General features: G+C 60.6%; 18 protein-coding genes. 8 read left to right on the forward strand and 10 right to left on the reverse strand.

Going from position 1 to position 20,963, the window contains the following annotated elements; genetic code table 11:
• The first annotated feature begins 81 nt into the window (after nt 1-81).
• A complete protein-coding gene (locus HF949_RS06150) occupies nt 82-993 on the forward strand; it encodes a LysR family transcriptional regulator (protein ID WP_292899076.1) in 912 nt (303 codons plus the stop codon).
• 14 nt (nt 994-1,007) lie between these two features.
• Here HF949_RS06150 and HF949_RS06155 read toward each other — a convergent pair whose 3' ends face one another.
• Nucleotides 1,008-2,222 (reverse strand): GGDEF domain-containing protein, encoded by a 1,215-nt coding sequence (locus HF949_RS06155; protein ID WP_292899078.1) that lies wholly within the window; start codon nt 2,220-2,222, stop codon nt 1,008-1,010.
• A gap of 237 nt (nt 2,223-2,459) precedes the next feature.
• Between HF949_RS06155 and HF949_RS06160 the strand changes: the two genes are divergently transcribed.
• Together HF949_RS06160 and HF949_RS06165 are read left to right on the forward strand one after the other, a co-directional pair.
• The gene (locus HF949_RS06160; RefSeq protein WP_292899079.1) at nt 2,460-3,203 is read left to right on the forward strand and encodes a sulfite exporter TauE/SafE family protein; all 744 of its coding nucleotides are present in this window, start codon (nt 2,460-2,462) and stop codon (nt 3,201-3,203) included.
• A gap of 202 nt (nt 3,204-3,405) precedes the next feature.
• Nucleotides 3,406-3,615, forward strand: coding sequence for a cold-shock protein (locus HF949_RS06165; RefSeq protein ID WP_292899080.1), 210 nt, complete (start codon nt 3,406-3,408; stop codon nt 3,613-3,615).
• Nucleotides 3,616-3,726: 111 nt separating this feature from the next.
• Here the strand turns inward: HF949_RS06165 and HF949_RS06170 are convergent, their stop codons facing one another.
• The 7 genes from HF949_RS06170 to HF949_RS06200 are packed head-to-tail and all read right to left on the reverse strand — an operon-like array spanning nt 3,727 to nt 11,759.
• Nucleotides 3,727-5,574, reverse strand: coding sequence for an ABC transporter ATP-binding protein (locus tag HF949_RS06170; RefSeq protein WP_441338387.1), 1,848 nt, complete (start codon nt 5,572-5,574; stop codon nt 3,727-3,729).
• A gap of 10 nt (nt 5,575-5,584) precedes the next feature.
• Complete coding sequence (locus HF949_RS06175) at nt 5,585-6,529, reverse strand: acetamidase/formamidase family protein (RefSeq protein WP_292899081.1); 945 nt, start codon at nt 6,527-6,529, stop codon at nt 5,585-5,587.
• A complete protein-coding gene (locus HF949_RS06180; protein ID WP_292899083.1) occupies nt 6,519-8,147 on the reverse strand; it encodes an ABC transporter substrate-binding protein in 1,629 nt (542 codons plus the stop codon). The genes HF949_RS06175 and HF949_RS06180 overlap by 11 nt, the downstream gene beginning before the upstream one ends.
• A gap of 46 nt (nt 8,148-8,193) precedes the next feature.
• Nucleotides 8,194-9,114, reverse strand: coding sequence for an ABC transporter permease (locus HF949_RS06185; RefSeq protein WP_292899085.1), 921 nt, complete (start codon nt 9,112-9,114; stop codon nt 8,194-8,196).
• The gene (locus HF949_RS06190) at nt 9,114-10,004 is read right to left on the reverse strand and encodes an ABC transporter permease (RefSeq protein WP_292899087.1); all 891 of its coding nucleotides are present in this window, start codon (nt 10,002-10,004) and stop codon (nt 9,114-9,116) included. The genes HF949_RS06185 and HF949_RS06190 overlap by 1 nt, the downstream gene beginning before the upstream one ends.
• On the reverse strand, nt 9,985-10,602 hold the full coding sequence (locus HF949_RS06195) for an ANTAR domain-containing response regulator (RefSeq protein ID WP_292899088.1): 618 nt from the start codon (nt 10,600-10,602) through the stop codon (nt 9,985-9,987). The genes HF949_RS06190 and HF949_RS06195 overlap by 20 nt, the downstream gene beginning before the upstream one ends.
• Complete coding sequence (locus HF949_RS06200) at nt 10,599-11,759, reverse strand: transporter substrate-binding domain-containing protein (protein ID WP_292899090.1); 1,161 nt, start codon at nt 11,757-11,759, stop codon at nt 10,599-10,601. The genes HF949_RS06195 and HF949_RS06200 overlap by 4 nt, the downstream gene beginning before the upstream one ends.
• Nucleotides 11,760-12,124: 365 nt before the next feature.
• On the opposite strand from HF949_RS06200, the gene HF949_RS06205 reads away from it, so the two are divergent.
• The 5 genes from HF949_RS06205 to HF949_RS06225 all read left to right on the forward strand — a co-directional run bounded on the left by HF949_RS06205 (nt 12,125) and on the right by HF949_RS06225 (nt 19,156).
• Nucleotides 12,125-13,963 (forward strand): ABC transporter ATP-binding protein, encoded by a 1,839-nt coding sequence (locus HF949_RS06205; RefSeq protein ID WP_292899092.1) that lies wholly within the window; start codon nt 12,125-12,127, stop codon nt 13,961-13,963.
• 39 nt (nt 13,964-14,002) lie between these two features.
• The gene (locus tag HF949_RS06210) at nt 14,003-15,532 is read left to right on the forward strand and encodes an ABC transporter substrate-binding protein (protein ID WP_292899093.1); all 1,530 of its coding nucleotides are present in this window, start codon (nt 14,003-14,005) and stop codon (nt 15,530-15,532) included.
• Between the two features lie 92 nt (nt 15,533-15,624).
• A complete protein-coding gene (locus HF949_RS06215) occupies nt 15,625-16,548 on the forward strand; it encodes an ABC transporter permease (RefSeq protein ID WP_292899095.1) in 924 nt (307 codons plus the stop codon).
• A 14-nt stretch (nt 16,549-16,562) separates the two neighbouring features.
• Nucleotides 16,563-17,411, forward strand: coding sequence for an ABC transporter permease (locus HF949_RS06220; RefSeq protein ID WP_292899097.1), 849 nt, complete (start codon nt 16,563-16,565; stop codon nt 17,409-17,411).
• Nucleotides 17,408-19,156 carry a peptidase M14 gene (locus tag HF949_RS06225; protein ID WP_292899099.1) on the forward strand — a complete coding sequence of 583 codons (1,749 nt, stop codon included), beginning with the start codon at nt 17,408-17,410 and terminating at the stop codon, nt 19,154-19,156. Before HF949_RS06220 ends, HF949_RS06225 begins: the two co-directional genes overlap by 4 nt.
• 103 nt (nt 19,157-19,259) lie before the next feature.
• On the opposite strand, the gene HF949_RS06230 is transcribed toward HF949_RS06225, so the two are convergent.
• Complete coding sequence (locus HF949_RS06230; protein WP_292899101.1) at nt 19,260-19,679, reverse strand: DUF983 domain-containing protein; 420 nt, start codon at nt 19,677-19,679, stop codon at nt 19,260-19,262.
• Nucleotides 19,680-19,827: 148 nt separating this feature from the next.
• Nucleotides 19,828-20,739, reverse strand: a complete 912-nt coding sequence (locus tag HF949_RS06235) for a LysR family transcriptional regulator (RefSeq protein WP_292899103.1) — start codon at nt 20,737-20,739, stop codon at nt 19,828-19,830.
• Nucleotides 20,740-20,963 lie beyond the last annotated feature (224 nt).

A 20,963-nucleotide genomic window follows, 5' to 3' on the forward strand; every position in this document is an offset into this window, starting at 1 on the left:
ACGGAAGCATGGGCAAATATTGGTTGTCCAATATATTTATCGACGCTATTTTTCTGTTTTGAATATTAATCGGGCATTGTGATGCAGTCACTCGGCGCAATCGAGTTTCGCCATCTACGCTATTTCATGCGGGTCGCGCAGGAACTGCATTTCGGCAGAGCAGCCGAAATGCTGGGCGTTTCGCAGGCACCTCTCAGCCAGCAGATTCGCCAACTGGAAGAGCGTCTTGGTGTCAGGCTGTTCGACCGCACCACCCGCAGCGTGACGCTCACACCGGCCGGCCGGGTTCTGTTTGAAAAGGCGCAACAGGTTTTGGTCTCGCTGGAAGAGGGGATCCGCGAAACGCAGGCAGCGGGCGGCCTTTCCTCCGGTCGCCTGCGCATCGCCGCCGTTTATGTAGGCCTCTACAATTTCATGTCGAAAGCGATGCGTGAGTTCAGCCGGCGCAATCCTTCTGTCCTTCTTGACATGCAGATCCACACCACGGAAGAGCAGCTCGCCCTTTTGAAGGACCGCAAAATCGACGTGGCTTTTGTGCGTCCTCCGCGCACGGCCTCCGGCATCGCCTATCGGGAGATTTACCGGGAGGGTTTCGTCGCCGTGCTTCCGGCGGAATCCCACCTTGCCTCCCGCGAGAACCTCGAAGTCGAGGATCTGCGCAACGAGAATTTCATTACCTATTCTTCGATTGTCGGCGTCAGTTATCAGGATGTGGTTCTGCAGCACTGCCGAAAGGCGGGATTCGTACCGAAAGTGGTGCAGGAGGTCAGCCACACCATGACGGTCGTTGCCATGGCGTCAGCCGGCATCGGTGTCGGGATCGTTCCGGCCTGGGTGGTTATGACGCCAATGGAGAATGTGGTTTACCGGGAGCTTCCGAAACTGCCCAGGGCCGTCTCACTCGTCATCGCATGGCGCGAAGACAGCATGAACCCCTTCGTGCGGGATTTCGTGCAATGCACACTTGCCGCCGTGGGTGAAATTGGCCACTGACGTCGCCCGTGCGCTCATATGCCCGGCGCAGGGCTGGATGGAACAGAGCCTGTGTTGTCGACGTATGAAGAAGCTTGCACAGGGTCGGACATGATCCGATTGCGGCCCGCCTGCTTGGCACCATAAAGATGACGATCCGCCCGCATGAGAAGCGTTGCAAGATCGTCGTCGGGATTCTTCAGGGCGATGCCGAAACTTGCCGAAAGCCGGACATCCTGCCGGTGGATCGAATGCACATCGGACGAAAGTGCGCTGCGCAATCGCTCGGCCAGATCTCGCGCGCCGGCGATGTCCGTATGCGGCAGAAGCAGCGCAAACTCCTCGCCGCCGATCCGGCCGACAATGTCGCTTGCGCGCGCGCATTTCCGCAGCATCCCTCCAAACGCCTTGAGGGCTGCATCCCCGACATGATGGCCGAGCGTGTCATTGATCTGCTTGAAATGATCCAGGTCGCAGACGATGAGGGCAAGCGGCGCCCTGCGCCGTGACTTCACGTGGCAGTCTGCCTGCTCTTCAAAACCGCGGCGGTTCAACACGCCCGTCAGCCCGTCCAAATCCCGGTCCTGCCGCAATTCGTTCATCACGTCGGTCAGGATTGTGGCGAGGACCGTCAGGGCAAGCGCTGCCCCCATGACGGAAAGCGAAAGTTGCAGCGTCTGCCAGAACAGTGAGTCGCCCGGAGCCATGGCCAGCGTAGGCAGAGAGCGTTTTGCCGTCAGCAGCGTTCGCGGAAAGAAATGCAAAGCAAATGCGAGCAGCACCCAAAAGAGAATATGATCGGCTCTTCCGGTGTTGCGGGTTGGCAGGATGCGCAGCGCAACCACGAGGAGAACGGCACCGTAGCTGAAGTTTTGCACATAGATCCGCGCCAGCAGATTGGGCTGAACATAGGCGAAATACCACAACGAAATCATGATTGCGGCGGTCAGGGCGATTCCTGCCACGAACCCGAGCCGCTTGCTGGCGCGGCGTAACATGCCTTCGCTCGCCAGTACCACGGCCAGCGTGTAGAGAACCCCGGAGAAGAGCGCATTCGGCCCGATTCCCGACGGCCATTGCAGGACCTGGGAAAGCATGGCGACACCGAACAGAGCGCAGGCGGCGGCGAGAATGACTGAGTGCAGGTGACGTCTGTCCACCCACCACACCCATATGAAACCGATTGCAAACACGAGCATGATTGTCGGACCGATCAGTCCGTTCATGCTGATCGCGGGGCTATTTTCCATGGGGATATCCAGCATGCTGCGAAGCGCCTCGCCATGGGCTCTGCGCTTAAAGTCCCTTCACGGTTTCCCTAATGTCAGATTCACAACAAAGGTTGAAGAGCTGTCGGTGACGCACCTCAGTGTTGTTGCCAAGGCGCGCAAACCACCTGCACCAACGGCTGATTTCCTGAGGCCATTGGCCTGTCAGCCCTGTTGGGTTAGTGCAGCTTTGCCAAATACGTCGGGGCAGGAAGTGGCATGGTAGATTATTTGATTCTTGCAGTTGCCGCGTTCTTCGCCGGTACGCTGAACACGGTGGCCGGCGGTGGAACGTTCCTCACTTTCCCGGCACTCGTCTATGCCGGTGTTCCGGTTGTGGCCGCGAATGCCACCAGCGCCGTAGCCGTGTTCCCGGGCTATCTGGGCGGCGCACTCGGGTTTCGATCCGAAATCGCTGCTTTCGAGCGTTCGCGCCTTTTGCGCATCGCAGGGCTAACGGCCCTCGGTGGGCTGGTCGGCTCGCTTCTGCTTCTTGTGTCCTCCAATGAGGCGTTCTCGCTTGTGGTGCCATTCCTGCTGGCGATCGCCACGCTCACCTTCGCCTTCGGCAATAATATTCAAAGCGTCGCCCGCCGTTTCGGCAGCGGAACGGGGGAGGGCCGGTTCAGCGCGATCCTCGTTGCGATCTATGGCGGCTATTTCAATGGCGGTCTGGGCATCGTTCTTCTGGCGCTGTTCTCGCTTTGGGGCATGCGCGATCTAAATACGATGAACGGACTGAAAAACGGTTTGTCCTTCATCCTCTCGGCCATTTCCGTGGCAACATTCGCGCTTGCCGGCATCGTCGCCTGGCCGCAGGCGCTGGTCATGATGGTTGGGGCCACGATCGGCGGCTATGCGGGCGCACCACTTGCCCGCGCGCTGCCGGCCTCCGTGGTCCGCGCGGTGGTCATCATCGTCGGAACGGTGATGAGCCTGATCTTCTTTGCAAGGTTGTTTTAGGGCTTGCAGCAGCGGCCGGTTTATTTATTCAACCAAGCCTTGCTTTTGACGCAATCTGCATCTATATCTTGCTCATCGAAATTGCTGTTGAACTTTGTTTTGCGCTGCCAAGCGCCCCTACGATCTTCCCTCAAATTCGAACTCTCTGGTGCACGGCCGCTGCCGGCATCAATTCCCTATGACGATTTGAAAGGAAAATCGTATGACTATTGGTACCGTAAAGTTCTTCAATGCCACCAAAGGTTTTGGTTTCATTGCTCCTGACAATGGCGACAATGATGTTTTCGTCCATATCTCTGCCGTCGAACGCGCCGGGATGCAGAACATCGTTGAAGGTCAGAAGCTGAGCTTCGACGTTGTGCAGGACCGCAAGTCCGGCAAGAGCGCTGCAGACAATCTGCAGGCAGCATAGTTTTCATCTCTGCGACGTGACCACGGATGTACTGGCACGGCGCATCGAGATGATCAGGAAGGTCGGGTTAGCGCCCGGCCTTTTTTTGTCGGATGCGCGAAAGACATCCATTCAGATCCGGCCCGCTGAGCCGGAGGTGTTTATTTCCTTGCGGTCACCCCAGACCATGTGCCCGCCGCCAATGTCGTACGGGGTATGCCGCGGCGGAACATAGTCCAGCCCATGCACGGGGCTCGGCAGATCCTCGGCCTTTTCCATAAAGGCGCGGCGGGGGCGTGACGGGTCGGCCACCGGCACCGCCGCCATCAGCTTCTTCGTGTAATCATGCTGCGGGTTCTCAAATATCTGCGACCGGCTGCCCATCTCCACAAAGCGCCCCATATACATCACCGCCACACGGTGGCTGATCTGTTCCACCACGGCCATATCGTGCGAGATGAAGAGATAGGACATTCCCGTCTCGTTCTGGATATCCTGCAAAAGATCGAGCACCTGCGCCTGGATCGAAACGTCCAGGGCGGCCACCGATTCATCCGCCACGATCAGTTTTGGCGAGAGGGATAGCGCCCGGGCGATGCAAATGCGCTGGCGCTGACCACCGGAGAATTCATGCGGATAGCGCCGCATCTGATCGGTCGAAAGCCCGACGCGCTTGAAGAGATAGGCAACCCGGTCTTCCAGCTCACTGCCGCTTGCCAGTCCGTGAATTTGCAGCGGTTCAGCCACCAGATCGCCGACGCGCATACGCGGATCGAGCGAGGCATAGGGATCCTGAAAGATCATCTGCACGTCACGCAGCACCGGTCGCATGGCGCGTGGTCCAAGCCCGTACGTCGGTCGGCCACCAACGCGGATATCGCCCTGCCAGGGGATCAGGTTCAAAAGAGCCTTCCCGGTGGTTGACTTGCCGCAGCCCGATTCCCCCACCAGAGAAAGCGTCTCGCCCGGCATGATGTCGAAGGAGACACCCTCCACCGCATGCACGCGCTGCACCGGGCGTTGCAGGATGCCGCCCTTGATATCGAAGCGTACGGTAAGGTCTTTCACGGAAACCAGCGGTTCGGCGGTAAGCGGCTTTTCTGGCCCTGTTCCGGGGCGGGCCGCCACGCGTTTTGGCTCCGTGGTGCCGGTCATCTCTCCCAACCGAGGCACGGCAGCAAGAAGCTCACTTGTATAAGCGTGCTCGGGCTTTGAGAAAATCACACTGGCGGGGCTGTGCTCCACCATGCGCCCATGCTGCATCACCAGCACGTCGTCGGCCATCTCCGCCACCACGCCCATATCATGCGTGATCATGATCACGGAGATGCCGAGATCCGCCTGAAGCTTGCGGATCAGCGCCAGTATCTGCGCCTGCACGGTCACGTCCAGCGCCGTGGTTGGTTCGTCGGCAATCAGGATCTGCGGGCTTTGCGCCAGCGCCATGGCGATCACGACGCGCTGGCGCATGCCACCCGAAAGCTCGTGCGGATATTGCTTGAGCCGCCGCTCCGGCTCGGGAATCTGCACCTGGTCGAGCAATTCAAGCGCGCGGGACCGGATGGTACTGTCCGAAAGCCCGCCATGAGCGGAAATCGCTCCCGAAAGTTGCTTTCCCACGGAGAGCACAGGGTTGAGTGAGGTCATCGGCTCCTGAAAGATCATGCCGATATGACGACCGCGCACCTGCCGCATTTCGGCTTCGGAGAGGGCGAGGATGTCGCGCCCTGCCAGACTGGCCGTCCCTGCCGAGACGCGCGCCATGGGCTTTGGCAGAAGCTGCATCAGCGAGAGCGCGGTCATGGATTTGCCCGACCCGCTTTCGCCTGCGATACAGAGTGTCTTACCGCTTTCCAGCGTGAAGGACAGGTCGTCGACGACCGTGCGCGCGCCGCTCGGTGTGGCCACCTGCACGGTGAGCCCGCTTACCTCCAGAAGTCCTGTGCCTGCTGTCATGTTCATGGCGCGCGCTTTGGTCATTCGGTCCTTCTCACGAAAAGACAACACGTGGGAAGTAGAACGAGACCACCCAGTTGGGCTGGTCGACGATCTCGCTGATGCGCAGGTCGCCGCAGACCGAACACAGCATGTAAGCGTCTTCGGGCGAGAGCCCGCGCGTGGCGCACAGAAGGTCGATCATGCCGGAAAGGGCGGCCCGCGCCCCCTCCATGAGGTCGGAGCCGATGCCGGTCGTCACCTCATAGCCTTCCGCATCCAGATGCCGCGTCACTGGCCCCGGCGTGGTGAAGCGCGGCATGGCAAGGTTTGCGCCCTTCACCACGTCCAGCTTCACCGCCACGTTCATCTGGCTTTCGATGGCCGTGCCGCACACTTCGCCATCGCCCTGTGCGGCGTGGGTATCGCCGATGGAGAACAGCGCCCCCTCCACCTCGACCGGCAGATAGAGCGTGGTGCCCGCTGCCAGATCGCGAATGTCGAGATTGCCTCCCATGCGCCGGGGCGGCACCACCGAGTGCAGACCCGGCTCCGCCGGTGCCAGCCCGATGGTTCCGGCAAAGGGTTTCAGCGGCACACGGCCATGCTTGCCAAAGGCCGCCGGCTCAAGGCTTGCCGCGTCATAGTTCCACAGCGTTAGCGCCGGGTCCTTGAACTGGTCCGCCAGGAGCCCGAAACCCGGAATGTTCGCCGTCCAGCCGAAGCCGGACGGTTTGAACGAGAGGATTTCCACTTTTAGTGCATCGCCCGGCTTGGCCCCTTCCACATAGATGGGGCCGTTGACCGGGTTGACCTTGGAGAAATCCAGCGTGGCGATATCGTCCACGGTGCTGTCGGGCGAAAAGTGGCCGGAGCCGGAATCGAGACACTCGAATTCCAGCGTCGAGCCCGGCGTCACCCTTTCGGCGGGCGGGATCGAATGATCCCACCCAAAATGGTGATGGCGCCCGTGAATGGTGTAGTCGCAGTTACTGCACATCTTTGGCAAAAACCTCGTCATAGTGGACGGGAATGTGCACCGGATCGACGAACAGCTTGTCGTCGCCGCCGATGCGTTCAGAGCGGATAGTGAAGCGCTCTTCGTTGAAGATCGGCGCCCAGGGGGCGTCTTCCATCACCTTCAGATAGATGTCGCGCCACATGGCCTCGCGCTCGCCGGCCTTTTCCGGGTCGACCATGGCATCGGCGTCCTTCGCCATGGCATCGAGATCCTCGTTGCAATACCAGGCCCAGTTCCAGCCGCCCGGCACCGCGCCGTCGCAGCCGAGGATTGGACCGTAGAAGTTGGACGGATCAGGGAAGTCGGCAATCCACGCCATGCCGCCCGACCAGATCATCGGGGCCTGGTCTTCTTCGCCGCCAGCGGCAATCACATTGGCCTGCGCCAGCGACTTGATGGAGGCATTGATGCCGATGGCCTTCAGATCCTGCTGGATCGCCTGCGCGATACGCGGCTGCGGGTCGGTGTTCATGACGTAGAGTTCGGTCTCGAACCCGTCGGCAAGCCCGGCCTCGGCCAGAAGCGCCTTTGCCGCTTCCGGATCATAGGCATAGCCCTCATAATCCTTGGCATAGCCCGGCATGGAGGGCGGCAGAGGCTGGTTGGCGGCAACGGCGCGGCCATTGATGATGCGCAGGATGCGGTCCTTGTTGATGGCCATGTTCACGGCCTTGCGCACTTCCGGCTTGTCGAAGGGCTCCATCTTCACATTCATGGTCACATAGCCGGTGTGAAGCTGGCCGCCCTGAATGATCAGATCCTTGAATTTGGGGTCGTTCTTCACCTCGATGAACTTTGCCGGCGGAATGCCGTCGCCCGGCACGTCCACTTCACCGTTCTGCAGGCGCAGGAGGGCCACAACCGGCTCCTGACCCACCTCAAAAATAATCTGGTCGAGCTTCGGCACGCCGGGGTTCCAGTAGTCTTCGAAGCGCTCGAAGACGAGGCGCTGGCCGAGCGTCCATTCCGCCAGCCTGAACGCGCCGGAGCCGACGGGATGCTTGCCGAAGTCCGCACCGTGTTTTTCGACTTCTTCCTTCGGCACCACATGGGCGAAGTTGAGCGCCAGCACATGCAGGAAGGTCGCATCAGGCCGCGAGAGCTCGAACTTGATGGTGTGATCGTCCACCACGGTGATGCCCGATAGCCCGTCCGCATCGCCGCTGGAGGCTTCTTCAAAGCCCTTGATGGAACCGAAGAAGCCGGCACCGGGGCTCTGGGTCTTAGGGTTCACCGTGCGCTCAATGGAGTATTTCACATCCTCGGCGGTCAGGTCGCGGCCATTGTGGAATTTCACGCCGTCACGCAGCTTGAAGGTGAAGACCGTTCCGTCGTCGGAAATCTCATAGGATTCGGCGATCTCCGGGCGCAGCTCGGTGGTGCCGGGCACATAATCCATCAGCCCGTCGAACAGCGATTTGATCATCGACCAGTTCTGCCAGTCATAGCCGATGGCCGGATCGAGCGTGGAGACGTCATCCTTGTAGGTCACGGTCATGGAGCCGCCCTGCTTGATATCCTGCGCAAAAGCAGGGGCCAGCATGGCGGAGGTGGAAAGGGCAGCGGCGGCAACGCCGGCCAGAAGCAGATTTCTCATCTCAAGTGTTCCTTTCTCTGGTGCTGCACATTTTGTTGGTCCTGCATCAGCGCAGCTTGATGCGCGGGTCGATCAACGGAGTGATCAGATCGGCAAGCAGATTGCCGAGCACGATGGCGCAGGCCGAAACCAGCGTGACGCCCATGATGATCGGTATGTCGACGCGCTGGATTGCCTGCCAGGCGAGCTGGCCGATGCCCGGCCAGCCAAACACGCTTTCCACCACCACAATGCCCGACATGAAGAGCCCGATGTCGATGCCGATCATGGCGATGATGGGCAGGATGGCGTTGGGCAGCGCATGGCCGAAAAGAACTCTTGCGCGGGTCAGACCGGTGGCGCGCGCAGTGCGAATATAGTCCTGGCGCAGAACGTCGATCAGCGACGAACGCATCATGCGCGAATACCAGCCGGCCCCCAGAAAGCCGAGCGTGATGGAGGGCAGGATGAGATGTGCGAAGGTGCCGTAGCCGCCGATGGGGAACCAGCCGAGTTTCACCGCAAACACGTAGAGCAGCAGAATGCCGATCACGAATTGCGGGGCCGAAACACCCACGAAAGAGGCGATCATTAGCGTGTCGTCGGTGCGCGAGCCGCGCTTCAGCGCTGCCACCACGCCCATGGTCAGGCCCAGAACGAGTTCGCAGAAGATCGCACCCACCATCAAAAGAAGGCTTGCGGGCAGGCGGGAAGCAATGAGTTCGGAAACTTCTGTCTTTTGCAGATAGGAGCGGCCGAGATCCCCGTTCAAAAGTCCGCCGAGATAGCGCAGATATTGCTCATAAAAGGGGAGGTTCAGCCCAAGCTGTTCGCGGATGTTCTCCACCGTCGCAGCGGTCGCGCTGCGGCCGGCGATCTGGCGCGCGGGGTCGGCTGGCACGAGATAGAGCAGCACGAAGGTCACGAAGCTGATGCCGAGCAGGATCAGCGCGGTCTGGATCAGGCGGCGGGCGACATAGGCAAGCATCAGTGGCGCCCCTGCTGTGTCGGGTCGAGAATGTCGCGCAGCGCGTCACCCACAAGGTTGAAGGCCAGTGCCAGCGCGAGGATGGCAACGCCCGGAATGAAGACGAGCCAGGGCGCGGAGGTGAAATAGGTCTGGTTCTCGAAGATGATGTTGCCCCAGGAGGGAATGGGCGGCTGAACGCCGATGCCGAGGAAGGAAAGCGTTGCCTCCAGAAGCACGGTGGTGGCGATCCCGAGCGTCGCCCACACGATGATCGTGGAGAGCAGGTGCGGCAGGATATGGCGGAACAGGATGCGGCCTGCGCCTGCACCCATAGCGCGTTCGGCCACCACGAAATCGCGTTCGGCGATGGAGCGTGTCTCGGTATAGGTCACGCGTGCGATCTGCACCCAGTTCACCATGGCGATCACCATTGCGACAATCCACAGGCTTGGGCTGAAAATCGCCGCCAGAACGATAGCCAGAAGCAGCGCCGGAAAAGCCATCATCAGATCGGTGAAGCGCATCAGCACCGTGTCGACCCAGCCGCGAAAATAGCCGGCCGATATGCCCACCGCGGAGCCGATCACCACGGCGATGCCATTGGCCACCACGCCGATGATCAGCGATGTCTGCGCGCCATAGATCAGGCGGCTGAAGAGATCGCGTCCCACGAGATCGGTGCCGAACCAGAACTGCGCATTGGGGGGCAGCGGTGCACCCTCGATGGTCAGCCCTTCGAAAAATTGCTCATAGGGATTGTAGGGTGCAAGCCACGGCGCAAAGACTGCGGCCAGAACCACCACCGCGATGATGATGAGCCCTGTCAGCGCCAGAGGCCGGCGCAGGAGACGCATCACTACCGAAGGCGTTTCGGCCCCGGTGTTCTTTTCAGCGAGTGTTTGTGACATTCGTCCGTCCGTCTGTGTCGAAGCCGGCCACCACGCCACCGGCGGCTTTCTCGATCGAACGTCGCTCTGCCATGGCGGTCCTGCGAAGATGGTTGTAGGCGGTTTCGGCATCGCAATTGTGCTTCAGCATCAGTATGGCCGTCGCCTCGGCCACAACCTGCCTTTGGGCGAGCTGCTCCTTCAGTCGGGCAATCTCTTCCGTCTGTGCGGTGCGCCGCAGAAACCCCTGGCTTGCCACCACAAGCGCGCTGTAAAGTCCGGCGCTGCCGATGGGCTTCAAGAGCTGAGCATCCGCGCCCTGGCCAATCGTCCATGCGATGCGGCCCGGGGCTTCGGAGCCGATCAGTGCAATGATCGGCATGGGCGCCAGCCCCGGTGCCCAGGGAAACTGCTCGTCATAACCCATATCGGCATCGATCAGGAGCACATTGAAATCGCGCATCGCCCCGCTCTCTTCCAGCGTCGGCCAGGCCTGTTCGGCCGCGATGCCGATACGGGCGCATTGGGCGGACAGCGCGTCCACATTCTGGTGCGGCCGGTGCAGGATCAGCGCCCGCCAGCCGACGAAATTGGGCGTATGTGCAAGGGCCGGGCTCATCGCACCACCCTTAGCTGCCGCGCATCGGCGGCGGTGCCCGCATAGAGCCGGTCAAGCGGCGTTGCGGTCAGGAACGGGTCGGGCGCAATGGCCTCTGGGCAATAGTGAACGATTTCGAAATCGCCGTCGGTGCGTGTGCGGCCTATATGGGCGAAAAGGCTCACATGATTGGTTGCGCGGTCGACGCGCAAAGACCCCAGCGGTGTTATGGTCTGGTGGTTTCTTGCTGCTTCCAGAACACCCTGTGCGTCGTCGCTGCCTGTCTTGCGGATCGCCTCGGCGATCGTTACCACGGCCGCATAGGCCTGCACGAAAAATGCGTCTGCCACCTGTGTCGGATTTTCGGCCTTCATGCGGGCGGCAAACCGATCATTTTCCTCGCTTGCCAGCGCCCGGAAATAGCTTGAAACCGTATAGTGCCCGGCGGCATCGACTCCCAGCCGCACTGTTTCGTTTTCACACAGATTGCAGCTCACCACAGGGCAGTTTTCCGGCAGGAAAGCCGGATCCTCCTGTCCGAGCGCCCGATAGGCGGCGAGGAAGGCATAGGAGGAATTGCCAATCAGATTGTTGAGAATGAAGTCCGGACGTTTCTCGCGGATTTCATCGATGAGATGTCCAATGTCATCATCGCCAATCGGCACGTAGCGCTCGCCCAATACGCTGCCGCCCGAACGGGTCAGAACGTCACGGGCAATGCGGTTGGTTTCCCATCCCCAGATATAATTCGCGCCTGTCAGGAAGCCGCGACCGCCGAAGCGTGGAACAATGTAATCGAGCAGTGGCACGAGCTGCTGGTTGGCGCAGGCTGCGATGTAGACAAGGTTTTCCGAGACCTCGAAACCCTCATAGACACAAGGGTACCAGAGCAGCGCGTCGAGCTTTTCGACGACGGGGATCACCTCCTTGCGGCTCCATGATGTGGTGCAGCCGACAATGTGCTGCGCGCCCGTCTGACGGATGAGATCGCGGCAAAGCTCCGCGTAGCGGTCAGCATTCCCCTTCGGGTCTGCGTGGTGGGCTTCGAGCTGGAAAGGGTAGGTGTCATCGGCGTTGATGTCGGCCACAGCCGCCAGAGCGCCAAAATAGCCCTGCTCGGCCGGGCGGCTGTAGCCACCGGAACGCGAAAACAGGACGCCGATCGGATAAGTTTTCACACTCGTTCCCCAAAACGCAAAGGGCCCCGACGGGAACAACAATATTCCCGGCGAGGCCCAGATGCCAAAATCTTATTATCGCTCAAGCCTAGCTGGCGAAACGAAACTGTCAAGCCATCCGGCATGATCATTTTATCTCCCGTCATGAACGCGCTCAGAGCGGGACTGCACGGCAGCAAGAACCTATTTCACGCTTCTCAATGATAATTTATTGACAAAATGTCTGGAAATGTTTTCTTTTACTGGCAGGGCCGCTCACGAAAGCGCGGAATTCATGCGACTGCCACCCATCTGGTCTAAAGACTAGGGCCAGGCGCAACCGGGTTCAATGGGTTTTTCGGCCTGTCCTTCAGATGGGAGTATCTATGCCGCAGCTCGGACAGGACACGTTACTGGATATTCGTTCGCTGGCCGTGGCCTTCGGCTCGAACCGCGTTGTCGATGATCTGAGCTTCAGGGTTGCTCCCGGTCGCACGCTTGCCATTGTGGGCGAATCCGGTTCCGGAAAATCGGTCACCTCGCTCTCCATCATGCGGCTGATCGACCACATGAACGGCACCATCGTCAACGGAGAGATCCTGTTCGACGGCGGCAACGGCCCGGTCGATCTTGCGAAGGCCTCGATCGACACCATGCGCCGGGTACGGGGCAAGGACATCGCCATGATTTTCCAGGAGCCGATGACCTCGCTCAACCCGGTTTTCACCATTGGCGATCAGATCGCCGAAGTGTTGATGCTGCACGAGGGCGTTTCGAGGAAAGAGGCGCTGCGGCAGGCGGGTGACCTTCTGGAAATGGTCCGCCTGCCCGATGCTCGCGCGCTTCTGTCGCGTTATCCGCACCAGCTTTCGGGCGGTATGCGCCAGCGCGTGATGATCGCCATGGCGCTCGCCTGCAAGCCCAAACTCCTGATCGCGGACGAGCCCACCACCGCACTCGATGTCACCATTCAGGCGCAGATCCTCTCGATCATCCGCGACCTTCAGGAAAAGCTCGGCATGGCCGTCATCTTCATCACGCACGACATGGGCGTGGTGGCCGAGGTCGCCGATGATGTGGTTGTCATGTGGCGCGGCAACAAGGTCGAGGAAGGCCCGGTCGAGCAGGTATTTGCCAGCCCGCAGCATGCCTATACGCAGACCCTTCTCTCCGCTGTTCCAACACTCGGTTCGATGAAGGGCGAGAAATATCCCAAGCGTCTGCCTGTTGCCGTCATGGATGGCGAAACGCCCCGCCTCGTGGGCGAGGAGCACCTGCAGGATACCGCCCGCTACGACCAGTCCCCGATCCTGAGTCTGAAGAACCTTGAAACCCGCTTCGATATAAAGAGGGGCTTCTTCGGCGGGGTCTCCCACCGCGTCCACGCGGTCGAAAAGGTCAGTCTCGATATCTGGCCCGGCGAGACCCTTTCGCTGGTAGGCGAATCCGGCTCCGGCAAATCCACCATCGGGCGCACCATCCAGCAGCTACAGGCGGCCACTGGCGGTGAAATCTATTTCGAGGGCAGGGCCATTTCCGCCATGTCGTCGGCCGAGCGCCATAGCCTGCGCCAGAAGGTGCAGTATGTCTTTCAGGACCCTTTCGCTTCGCTTGATCCGCGCCGCACTGCCGGCTTTTCAATTGCCGAGCCCATCCTCACGCATGGTTTGATCGACGGTGCCGCGGCCCGTCAGAAGCGCGTTGAGGAACTGCTTGAACGCGTCGGCCTCAGGCCCGAACACGCCCGTCGCTACCCGCATGAGTTCTCCGGCGGCCAGCGCCAGCGCATCTGTATCGCCCGCGCGCTCGCCTCGCGTCCGAAACTCATCATCGCCGATGAGGCGCTTTCAGCGCTCGATGTTTCGGTTCAGGCGCAGATCATCAACCTGATGATGGAGCTTCAGGCCGATGAGGGGCTCTCCTATCTCTTCATCAGCCATGACATGGCGGTGGTGGAAAAGGTCAGCCATCGCGTTGCCGTGCTCTATCTCGGCCAGATCGTCGAAGCGGGCTCGCGCGAGGCCGTTTTCGAGCGCGCCACGCACCCCTACACGAAGAAACTGCTCTCGGCCGTTCCCGTCGCCGACCCGACAAAGCGGCCCGACCGGCCCATGCTCGAAGGCGAAATTCCAAGCCCGGTTCGCCGGGTGGGCGACGAGCCGGAAATCAAACCTCTGGTGGAGATCGCGCCCGACCATCTGGTCGCACGTGACGCCACAGGCTGATCACTGGAACACAAACGCAAAAGAAACGGAGGACTTTTCATGACATTCGGCAAAACACGCGGCGCATTGCTGGCCGCCGTGCTGGCGGCGCTGCCGTTCGGCGCGATGCCGGCGCAGGCCGCAGGCACGCTCACCATTTCTTCCCCGCAGGATCCGGGAAGCTGGGATCCGATCGACACCTTCCTGGTGAACTGGTCGTCCGTCGCCACCAACATCTATGACGGTCTGGTCTATCGCGGTCCCGACACAAAGATCGTGCCTGCACTGGCCACCGAGTGGGACGTGCTCGACGAGGGCAAGCGCATCCGCTTCAAGCTGCGTGAAGGCGTCAAGTTTCACAATGGCGAGGATTTCAACGCCGAGGCCGTGAAATTCACCTTCGACCGCCTGCTCGGCGAAGAAGGCAAAAAGGGCCCGCAGCGCTCCAACTACGCCGTGATCGAAAAGGTCGAGATCGTTGACGATTTCACGGTCGATCTGGTTCTGACCCAGCCCGATCCGGTTCTCATTACGAAGCTCGCCGGCTACGGCGCAATGATCGTGCCGCCAAAATACGTCACCGAGAACGAAGAAGACTTCGTCAACGCAAATCCCGTTGGCACCGGCCCGTTCAAGATGACCTCCTATGAGCCGAAGGTCGGCGTGAAGCTTGAGGCCTTCGCCGATCACTGGGGCGGCGCACCGAAGCTCGACGCCGTCGAGTACCGCTTCATCTCGGAGCCGGCCACCGCCGTTGCCGAGCTGCAGGCCGGCCGTGTCGACATCGTCATCCCGCCGACCATCCCGATCTCCATGGTTCCCACCATCGAGGCTGACGACAAGCTCGAAATCGTTTCCGTCACCAGCCCGACGGTCTATGCCCTGCGCTTCAACACCGGTAACGGCATCACCGCCGATGAGCGAGTGCGCAAGGCCATGATCATGGCGGTCGACCGCAAGGCCATCATCGACGCCGTTCTCGGCGGTCAGGCCAAGCAGATCGCATCCTTCCAGTCGGAACTGTCCTTCGGCTATGACCCGGAAATGGAGCCGCTGCCGTTCGATCAGGCAAAGGCCAGGGAGCTTTTGAAGGAAGCAGGCGTTGCTGCCGGCGCACCGGTCCAGATCGACATTCGCGGCAATGACGCCACCTTCGGTGAAGTCACGCAGGCGGTTGCGAGCTACCTGCAGATGGTTGGTCTCAACGCCACTATCAAGCCGTATGAGACCAACGTCCTGCTCAACGACATCATCCCGCAGGGCAAGACCGGCGAGATGTTCCAGCAGAGCTGGGGCGGCTGGACGCTCGATTACGACAACACCGCTTACCTGATGTACCACACGGGCGAGCGCTGGAACCCGTATGACAGCGACAAGGAGCTCGATGCGCTTCTGGAATCGCAGCGCCCGATGATCGACGCTGAAAAGCGCGAGAAAGTGCTGCAGGAGATCGCCCGTTACGCGGCCGATCGCGCGCTCGAAATGCCGCTCTACAACCTCAATGCGATTTACGGCGTCAACAAGCGGGTGAAGAACTTCATCGCACCGCCGGACAGCCGCATGCGCCTCAACGAGGTTGAAGTCGAATAGTCCTCCCAGGACGTGAATGTCGGGGGCGGCCCGTGCCGCCCCCGAGCCCGTGAACTTTGCGCGAGCGCGCAGAACCTATCCCGGAGGCTCTGGTGGCCAGTTTTCTTCTCAAACGCATCCTGCAGGCGGTGTTCGTCGTTTTCGTCGTCACCCTTACGGTGTCGTTCGCCATCCGGCTGACCGGTGATCCGGCGCTCATGCTCTCCCAGGGTGCGGGCAGCGTCACGGAAGAAGATCTGGCGAATATCCGTCAGGCGCTCGGCCTCAACGAGCCATTCATCGCCCAGTACTGGGATTTCATCAAAGGTCTGTTCGTCGGCGATTTCGGCCGCAGCTTCCTCGGAGGCACCTCGGTATCCCTGCTCATTTCCAAGGCTTTGCCGGCCACGCTGGCACTGGCCTTTTCCTCCTTGCTGGTGTCCATCGCGATTTCCATCCCGCTCGGCATCCACGCGGCGGTCAACAAGGGCAGGACCGCCGATCAGGTGATCCGCATCCTGTCTCTGGTCGGGCTTTCCTTTCCGAATTTCTGGCTCGCCATCATGCTCGTCCTGGTGTTCTCGATTATGCTGCAATGGCTGCCGCCATCAGGCATGAGCGGGTTTGCCAGCTTCATCATGCCGGCAGTCACCATGGGTGTCATTCTCACCGCCACCAATGTGCGCCTGGTGCGCACGGCCATGCTTGAGACGCTGCGTTCGCAGTATATCCAGGTCGCCCGTGCAAAAGGCCTGAGCGAGAGCAAGGTGCTCTACAAGCATGCGCTCAGAAACTGCGCCATTCCGCTGATCACCTATTTCGGCCTCCAGTTCGGCGGCCTTCTGGGCGGCATTGTCGTCATTGAGCGCGTGTTCAACTGGCCGGGCCTCGGCACGCTCGCCTTCGATGCGGTGGCCGGACGTGACTATCCGGTCCTGCAGGCGGTCATCACCGTGCTTTCGCTGCTCATCATCGGCGTCAACCTTTTGGTCGACATCGCCTATGGGCTGGTCGATCCGCGCATCCGCAACCGATAGGAAAGGACGCAATCATGGCACAGGCTGTTTCGCGTTTGCGTCACTTCAAGAACATCGAGTTTATTCTCGGCATCCTTCTTGCCGGAACGATGACGCTTTTGGTCCTGCTTTCACCGCTGCTCTTTCCGGATGGCGGCGAGCAGATCAACCTGACGGCACGTCTCACAAAACCCTTCACCGACTGGGCGCACATTCTGGGCACCGATCCGCTGGGCCGCGATGTGCTGGCGCGTGTGATAACCGGCGGCAAGATTTCGCTTCTGGTCGGCTTCACCTCCGTTGCCGGCGCCGTGGTAATCGGCGTCGTCATGGGGCTGATCTCGGGCTACTACCGCGGCTTCTGGGACATGCTTGTCATGCGCTTTGCCGATGTGCAGCTGGCGCTCCCCTTCATCCTTCTTGCAATCACCTTCATTGCCATTGTCGGCGGCGGCATCACCAACACGATCATCCTGCTCATCGTGTCGCAGTGGGTGCAGTATGCCCGCCTTGTGCGCGGCTCCGTCCTGTCGCTCAACGACCGTGAGTTCATCCATGCCGCCAAGGCCATCGGCGTGCCGGATTTCAAGATACTGTTCCAGCACCTTCTGCCGAACCTCGCCGGGCCCGTCATCGTTCTGATGACGCTCAACGTCGCCACCAACATTCTTCTGGAAAGCTCGCTAACCTTCCTTGGCCTCGGTGTCGATCCGACGATCCCTAGCTGGGGGGGCATGCTGGCCGATGGCCGCACCTATCTGCAGAACGCCTGGTGGGTCAGCGTCTTTCCGGGGCTTGCAATCCTCTTCACCGTGCTCGGCCTGAACCTTCTTGGCGACTGGCTGCGCGATCTTCTCGATCCAACAGGACGCACAGAAACATGACCGCGATCTTCGAAAAGACCTTCGACCGCACGCTCGACCGTCTGCTCGCCGACTACGCCACAGAAGCATGGCGCGGCGCCGAGCTGGAGGCATGGCTTTTCGAGGATGAGGCCGCGCGCCGCGCCGCCGAAAAGCGTTTCGAGGCAGCGGGCGTCACCGCCCGGCTGCACAGCGCCTACAAGCCTCTCGTCCACTTCTTTCTCGAAGAAGCGCCAGCCTCCCATACACGCATCGCCATCACCTATCCGGTCAGCTCTGCCGCGCCCGCGCAGCGTTTCCTTTTGGAAGCCTATCCGCTGGCCGGCATGGTGGACGAAGCGGAGATCGCTTTCACCCCGGCTCCGGTCGATGGCCCGCACGAATATGGCGTCGAGATCACGGCCGTGGATGGAACCGTTTCCCATCACAAGGTCTTCGCGCCGAACCGGTTTGCCGAAGATCACATTGGCGAAAAGCTTCTCTCGCCCTGTGGCTGGCTGCGCCTGCGCCATCCCGATGGTCGCGTCGTTGACGAGGCGCTCGCAACCGATTTCGAGCGCCTCTTTCACGAAACGATTGCCGCCATCGATGCGTATCCATGGGGTGAGGACGAGCCATTTTTCGACGCGCTTCACATCAGTGTTTCCATGCCGGGTGCGGACCGGCGGTTGCCGGTCGGCGAAGAGGCGATCAGCCTGCACGAAGCGCTGCACGAGGACTTCTATTTCTCGCTGCTTGAACTCTTCCAGAAGAAGTCGGGCCGCAAGCTTGGTTCGCGCGGGCTTCAGCCCGGCCAGATCATCCCTGTGATTGCTACTGGCGAAGGCGCGATCACCGTCAAGGTCGAAACCCGGCCGCTCACCACCGAACCCGCCCTTTGGCCGGCGCAGCCGCTGCACCAGGCCGTGGGGCCGTTCTCCGTCTCGATGGTCGCCGAGACGCTTGAAAAGATTGGCGGCGAGGCGTTCGAGGTGGCTTCGCGGTCCGGCCGCGCTGTTCCGGCGCGCCATGTGCGCGGAACCGATCACCCGATCATGCTGAGCGGTGGGCAGCATCCCAACGAGATTTCCGGCGTTGCCGGCGCGCTGCGCGGCGCATCGCTCTTGGCCGAGCGCGAGGAAGCGCATTTCACGGTGTCGCCGCTGGAAAACCCGGACGGCTATGCGCTTCATTATGCGCTGTGTCAGAGCCAGCCGCACCACATGCACCACGCCGCCCGCTACACCGCGCTTGGCGATGATCTGGAGTATCGCGAAGCCGAACCCCTTTATGAAAAAGCCATTCGCCGCGAAGCTTTTTCACGCACGAAGGCGGCGCTCCACGTCAATCTGCACGGCTATCCCTCGCATGAGTGGACACGACCGCTGACGGGCTACATTCCGCGTGGTTTCGAGATGTGGACGGTGCCGAAGGGCTTTTTTCTGGTCGCCCGTCACAAGCCCGGGTGGGCCGAGCGCACGCGTCGACTGATTGAAAAGGTGACGGCTGAACTGGCGAAGGTGCCGGGGCTGGCTGCTTTCAACGCGGCGCAGATAAGGCTTTATGAGATCCACGCCGGAACGCTTCAGTTCGAGGTCTTGAACGGCTTCCCGATCACCATCACGGAGGTCGACCGCCACGACGCGCCGATGACGCTCATCACCGAATATCCGGATGAGACGGTCTATGGTGATGCGTTTCGGCTGGCCCATGAAGCGCAGACCCAAACGGTGATCGCCGCCTATGACGCGCTTCAGGAAATGATGGCGGAGAGCCTGATAGTTTAGAGCATCGGACCGAAAAGTGGAATCCGGTTTTCGGATTATTCCGATGCTCCAACTATAGACTACCTAGATCGTCCTTTGTGCGTCCGGATGGACGCATGGCGATCTAGGCCTGATCGGCCTTCTTGGCCGCCGCCTCGCTGTGCCAGGCGTGGTCGATGGAGCCTTCCTCGGCCTTGTGGAAATATTGCGAGCAGACGAGCCAGCCCTTGAGCGGGCGCAAAAGCGCCATGCAGCTCAGGATCGTCAATGGCACGGTCGTGAAAACGTGGACCCAAAGCGGCAGTTCGAATGCCATCTGGAACCACACCCCGAAGGCGAGCGCGGGAACGGCGGCTATGGTCATGGCGAAGAAGGCTGGACCGTCGGCCGGATCGGCGAAGGAGTAGTCGAGCCCGCAGACCTCGCAGCTTTTCGCCAGCTGGAGATAGCCTTTGAAGATGTGACCCTGCTGGCATTGCGGGCAGCGGCCAAGGGTCCCCGTCAGCATCGGGTTGTCGGTGGGTGTATACTGGGCGTTCTTCATCGCGGCCTCTCCATTTCAGGGTGCAGTCTCATCGAAAGAAGACTGCGTGGCCATGTGACAATTCAGCTTGCGACAAAATTGCCGAAAAGTCCCGGAAATTCCGGAATTTTAGGTAAAACGCTTTCGTTTTCCGGAAAACGACGTGTTTTTACGTCAAAAGATTTTGCCCGTGAAAATCGTCCTTCGCGGCCTCCGCTTCGGTCTTGATGAAGTCCGTCAGCATCCGAATGCGCGGTGTGTGCGCGACGTCCTGATGGGCGATGCACCAGTAGTAGCGTTCGAGATGAATCTCTTTTGGTATGACCGGAACAAGATCGGGGTAGTGGCGTGCCATGAAGTTCGGCATCACGCACAGCCCCAGCCCTTTTCGCGTGGCGGCAAGCTGCGCGTGAATGCTGGAGCTTTGGTAAAAGGCACGAACGCCCGGCAATATCTCCCGATGGTAATCGAGGCCCGGCGTGAAAATCATGTCTTCGATGTAGCCGATGATGCGGTGGGAGGCCAGATCGGATTTGCGCCGCACCGGCGGGTGCTTTTCCAGATAGTCGCGGGTGCCATACAGAAACAGGCGGTACATGGTGATTTTTTCATAGTGATGTGAGCCCGCCCGATTGGTGGACAGGGTCACCGACATGTCCGCCTCGCGGCGTGACAGTGAGACGATCTGCTGGATGATGAGGAGCTCGATCGACAGGGAGGGCAGGGAGCGCGCCAGATCGGGCAGGCGGTCGGCAAGAAAGAAATTGCCGAACCCTTCCAGCGTGCTGATGCGCACGACACCGCTGACGGAGGTTGCGTCACCGGCAAGTTCGCTCTGCACATAAGACGCCTCGCGCTCGATCACCTCGGCCCGCTCGACCATCTTTTCGCCGGCCGCTGTCAGGAGGTAACCGCGGGGGTTGCGCTCGAAGAGCCGTGTCCCCAGCGCCTGCTCAAGCCTGTCGATGCGACGTGAAACCGTAGCGTGATTGGTTCTGAGCTTGCGCGCCGCCGCAGAAAGCTGGCCCGTCCGCGCGACAGCAAGGAAATATTGGAGGTCGTCCCAGGAAAATGGTCGCATCGATCTGTACGTTTTTGCACCGTGTTTGTGCAAAAATAGAGAGTTGTGTGCGGAAAGGTCAATGCTATGACTATAGGCATGGTCGTGCATGAGGGAAGGGAGGCCCGGTTCGCACCGGCTTCACCATCCAGATTGATCATGCCGATTTTCCTGCAGGGTGGCGTGCGGAGGAGCACGAACGCGCCTTGCGGATCTGGATAGCCGCTGCCACGCGTCTCGTGCTG

The organism is Nitratireductor sp., assembly GCF_017794765.1.
Taxonomy (GTDB): Bacteria; Pseudomonadota; Alphaproteobacteria; order Rhizobiales; family Rhizobiaceae; genus Nitratireductor.

Coding starts and splice junctions, on each gene's coding strand:
- HF949_RS06155 (WP_292899078.1), bottom strand. CDS start 2,222: ATGGAAAATAGCCCCGCGATCAGCATGAACGGACTGATCGGTCCGACA.
- HF949_RS06225 (WP_292899099.1), top strand. CDS start 17,408: ATGACCGCGATCTTCGAAAAGACCTTCGACCGCACGCTCGACCGTCTG.
- HF949_RS06220 (WP_292899097.1), top strand. CDS start 16,563: ATGGCACAGGCTGTTTCGCGTTTGCGTCACTTCAAGAACATCGAGTTT.
- HF949_RS06180 (WP_292899083.1), bottom strand. CDS start 8,147: ATGAGAAATCTGCTTCTGGCCGGCGTTGCCGCCGCTGCCCTTTCCACC.
- HF949_RS06150 (WP_292899076.1), top strand. CDS start 82: ATGCAGTCACTCGGCGCAATCGAGTTTCGCCATCTACGCTATTTCATG.
- HF949_RS06235 (WP_292899103.1), bottom strand. CDS start 20,739: ATGCGACCATTTTCCTGGGACGACCTCCAATATTTCCTTGCTGTCGCG.
- HF949_RS06160 (WP_292899079.1), top strand. CDS start 2,460: ATGGTAGATTATTTGATTCTTGCAGTTGCCGCGTTCTTCGCCGGTACG.
- HF949_RS06210 (WP_292899093.1), top strand. CDS start 14,003: ATGACATTCGGCAAAACACGCGGCGCATTGCTGGCCGCCGTGCTGGCG.
- HF949_RS06205 (WP_292899092.1), top strand. CDS start 12,125: ATGCCGCAGCTCGGACAGGACACGTTACTGGATATTCGTTCGCTGGCC.
- HF949_RS06165 (WP_292899080.1), top strand. CDS start 3,406: ATGACTATTGGTACCGTAAAGTTCTTCAATGCCACCAAAGGTTTTGGT.
- HF949_RS06195 (WP_292899088.1), bottom strand. CDS start 10,602: ATGAGCCCGGCCCTTGCACATACGCCCAATTTCGTCGGCTGGCGGGCG.
- HF949_RS06230 (WP_292899101.1), bottom strand. CDS start 19,679: ATGAAGAACGCCCAGTATACACCCACCGACAACCCGATGCTGACGGGG.
- HF949_RS06170 (WP_441338387.1), bottom strand. CDS start 5,574: ATGACCAAAGCGCGCGCCATGAACATGACAGCAGGCACAGGACTTCTG.
- HF949_RS06185 (WP_292899085.1), bottom strand. CDS start 9,114: ATGCTTGCCTATGTCGCCCGCCGCCTGATCCAGACCGCGCTGATCCTG.
- HF949_RS06190 (WP_292899087.1), bottom strand. CDS start 10,004: ATGTCACAAACACTCGCTGAAAAGAACACCGGGGCCGAAACGCCTTCG.
- HF949_RS06175 (WP_292899081.1), bottom strand. CDS start 6,529: ATGTGCAGTAACTGCGACTACACCATTCACGGGCGCCATCACCATTTT.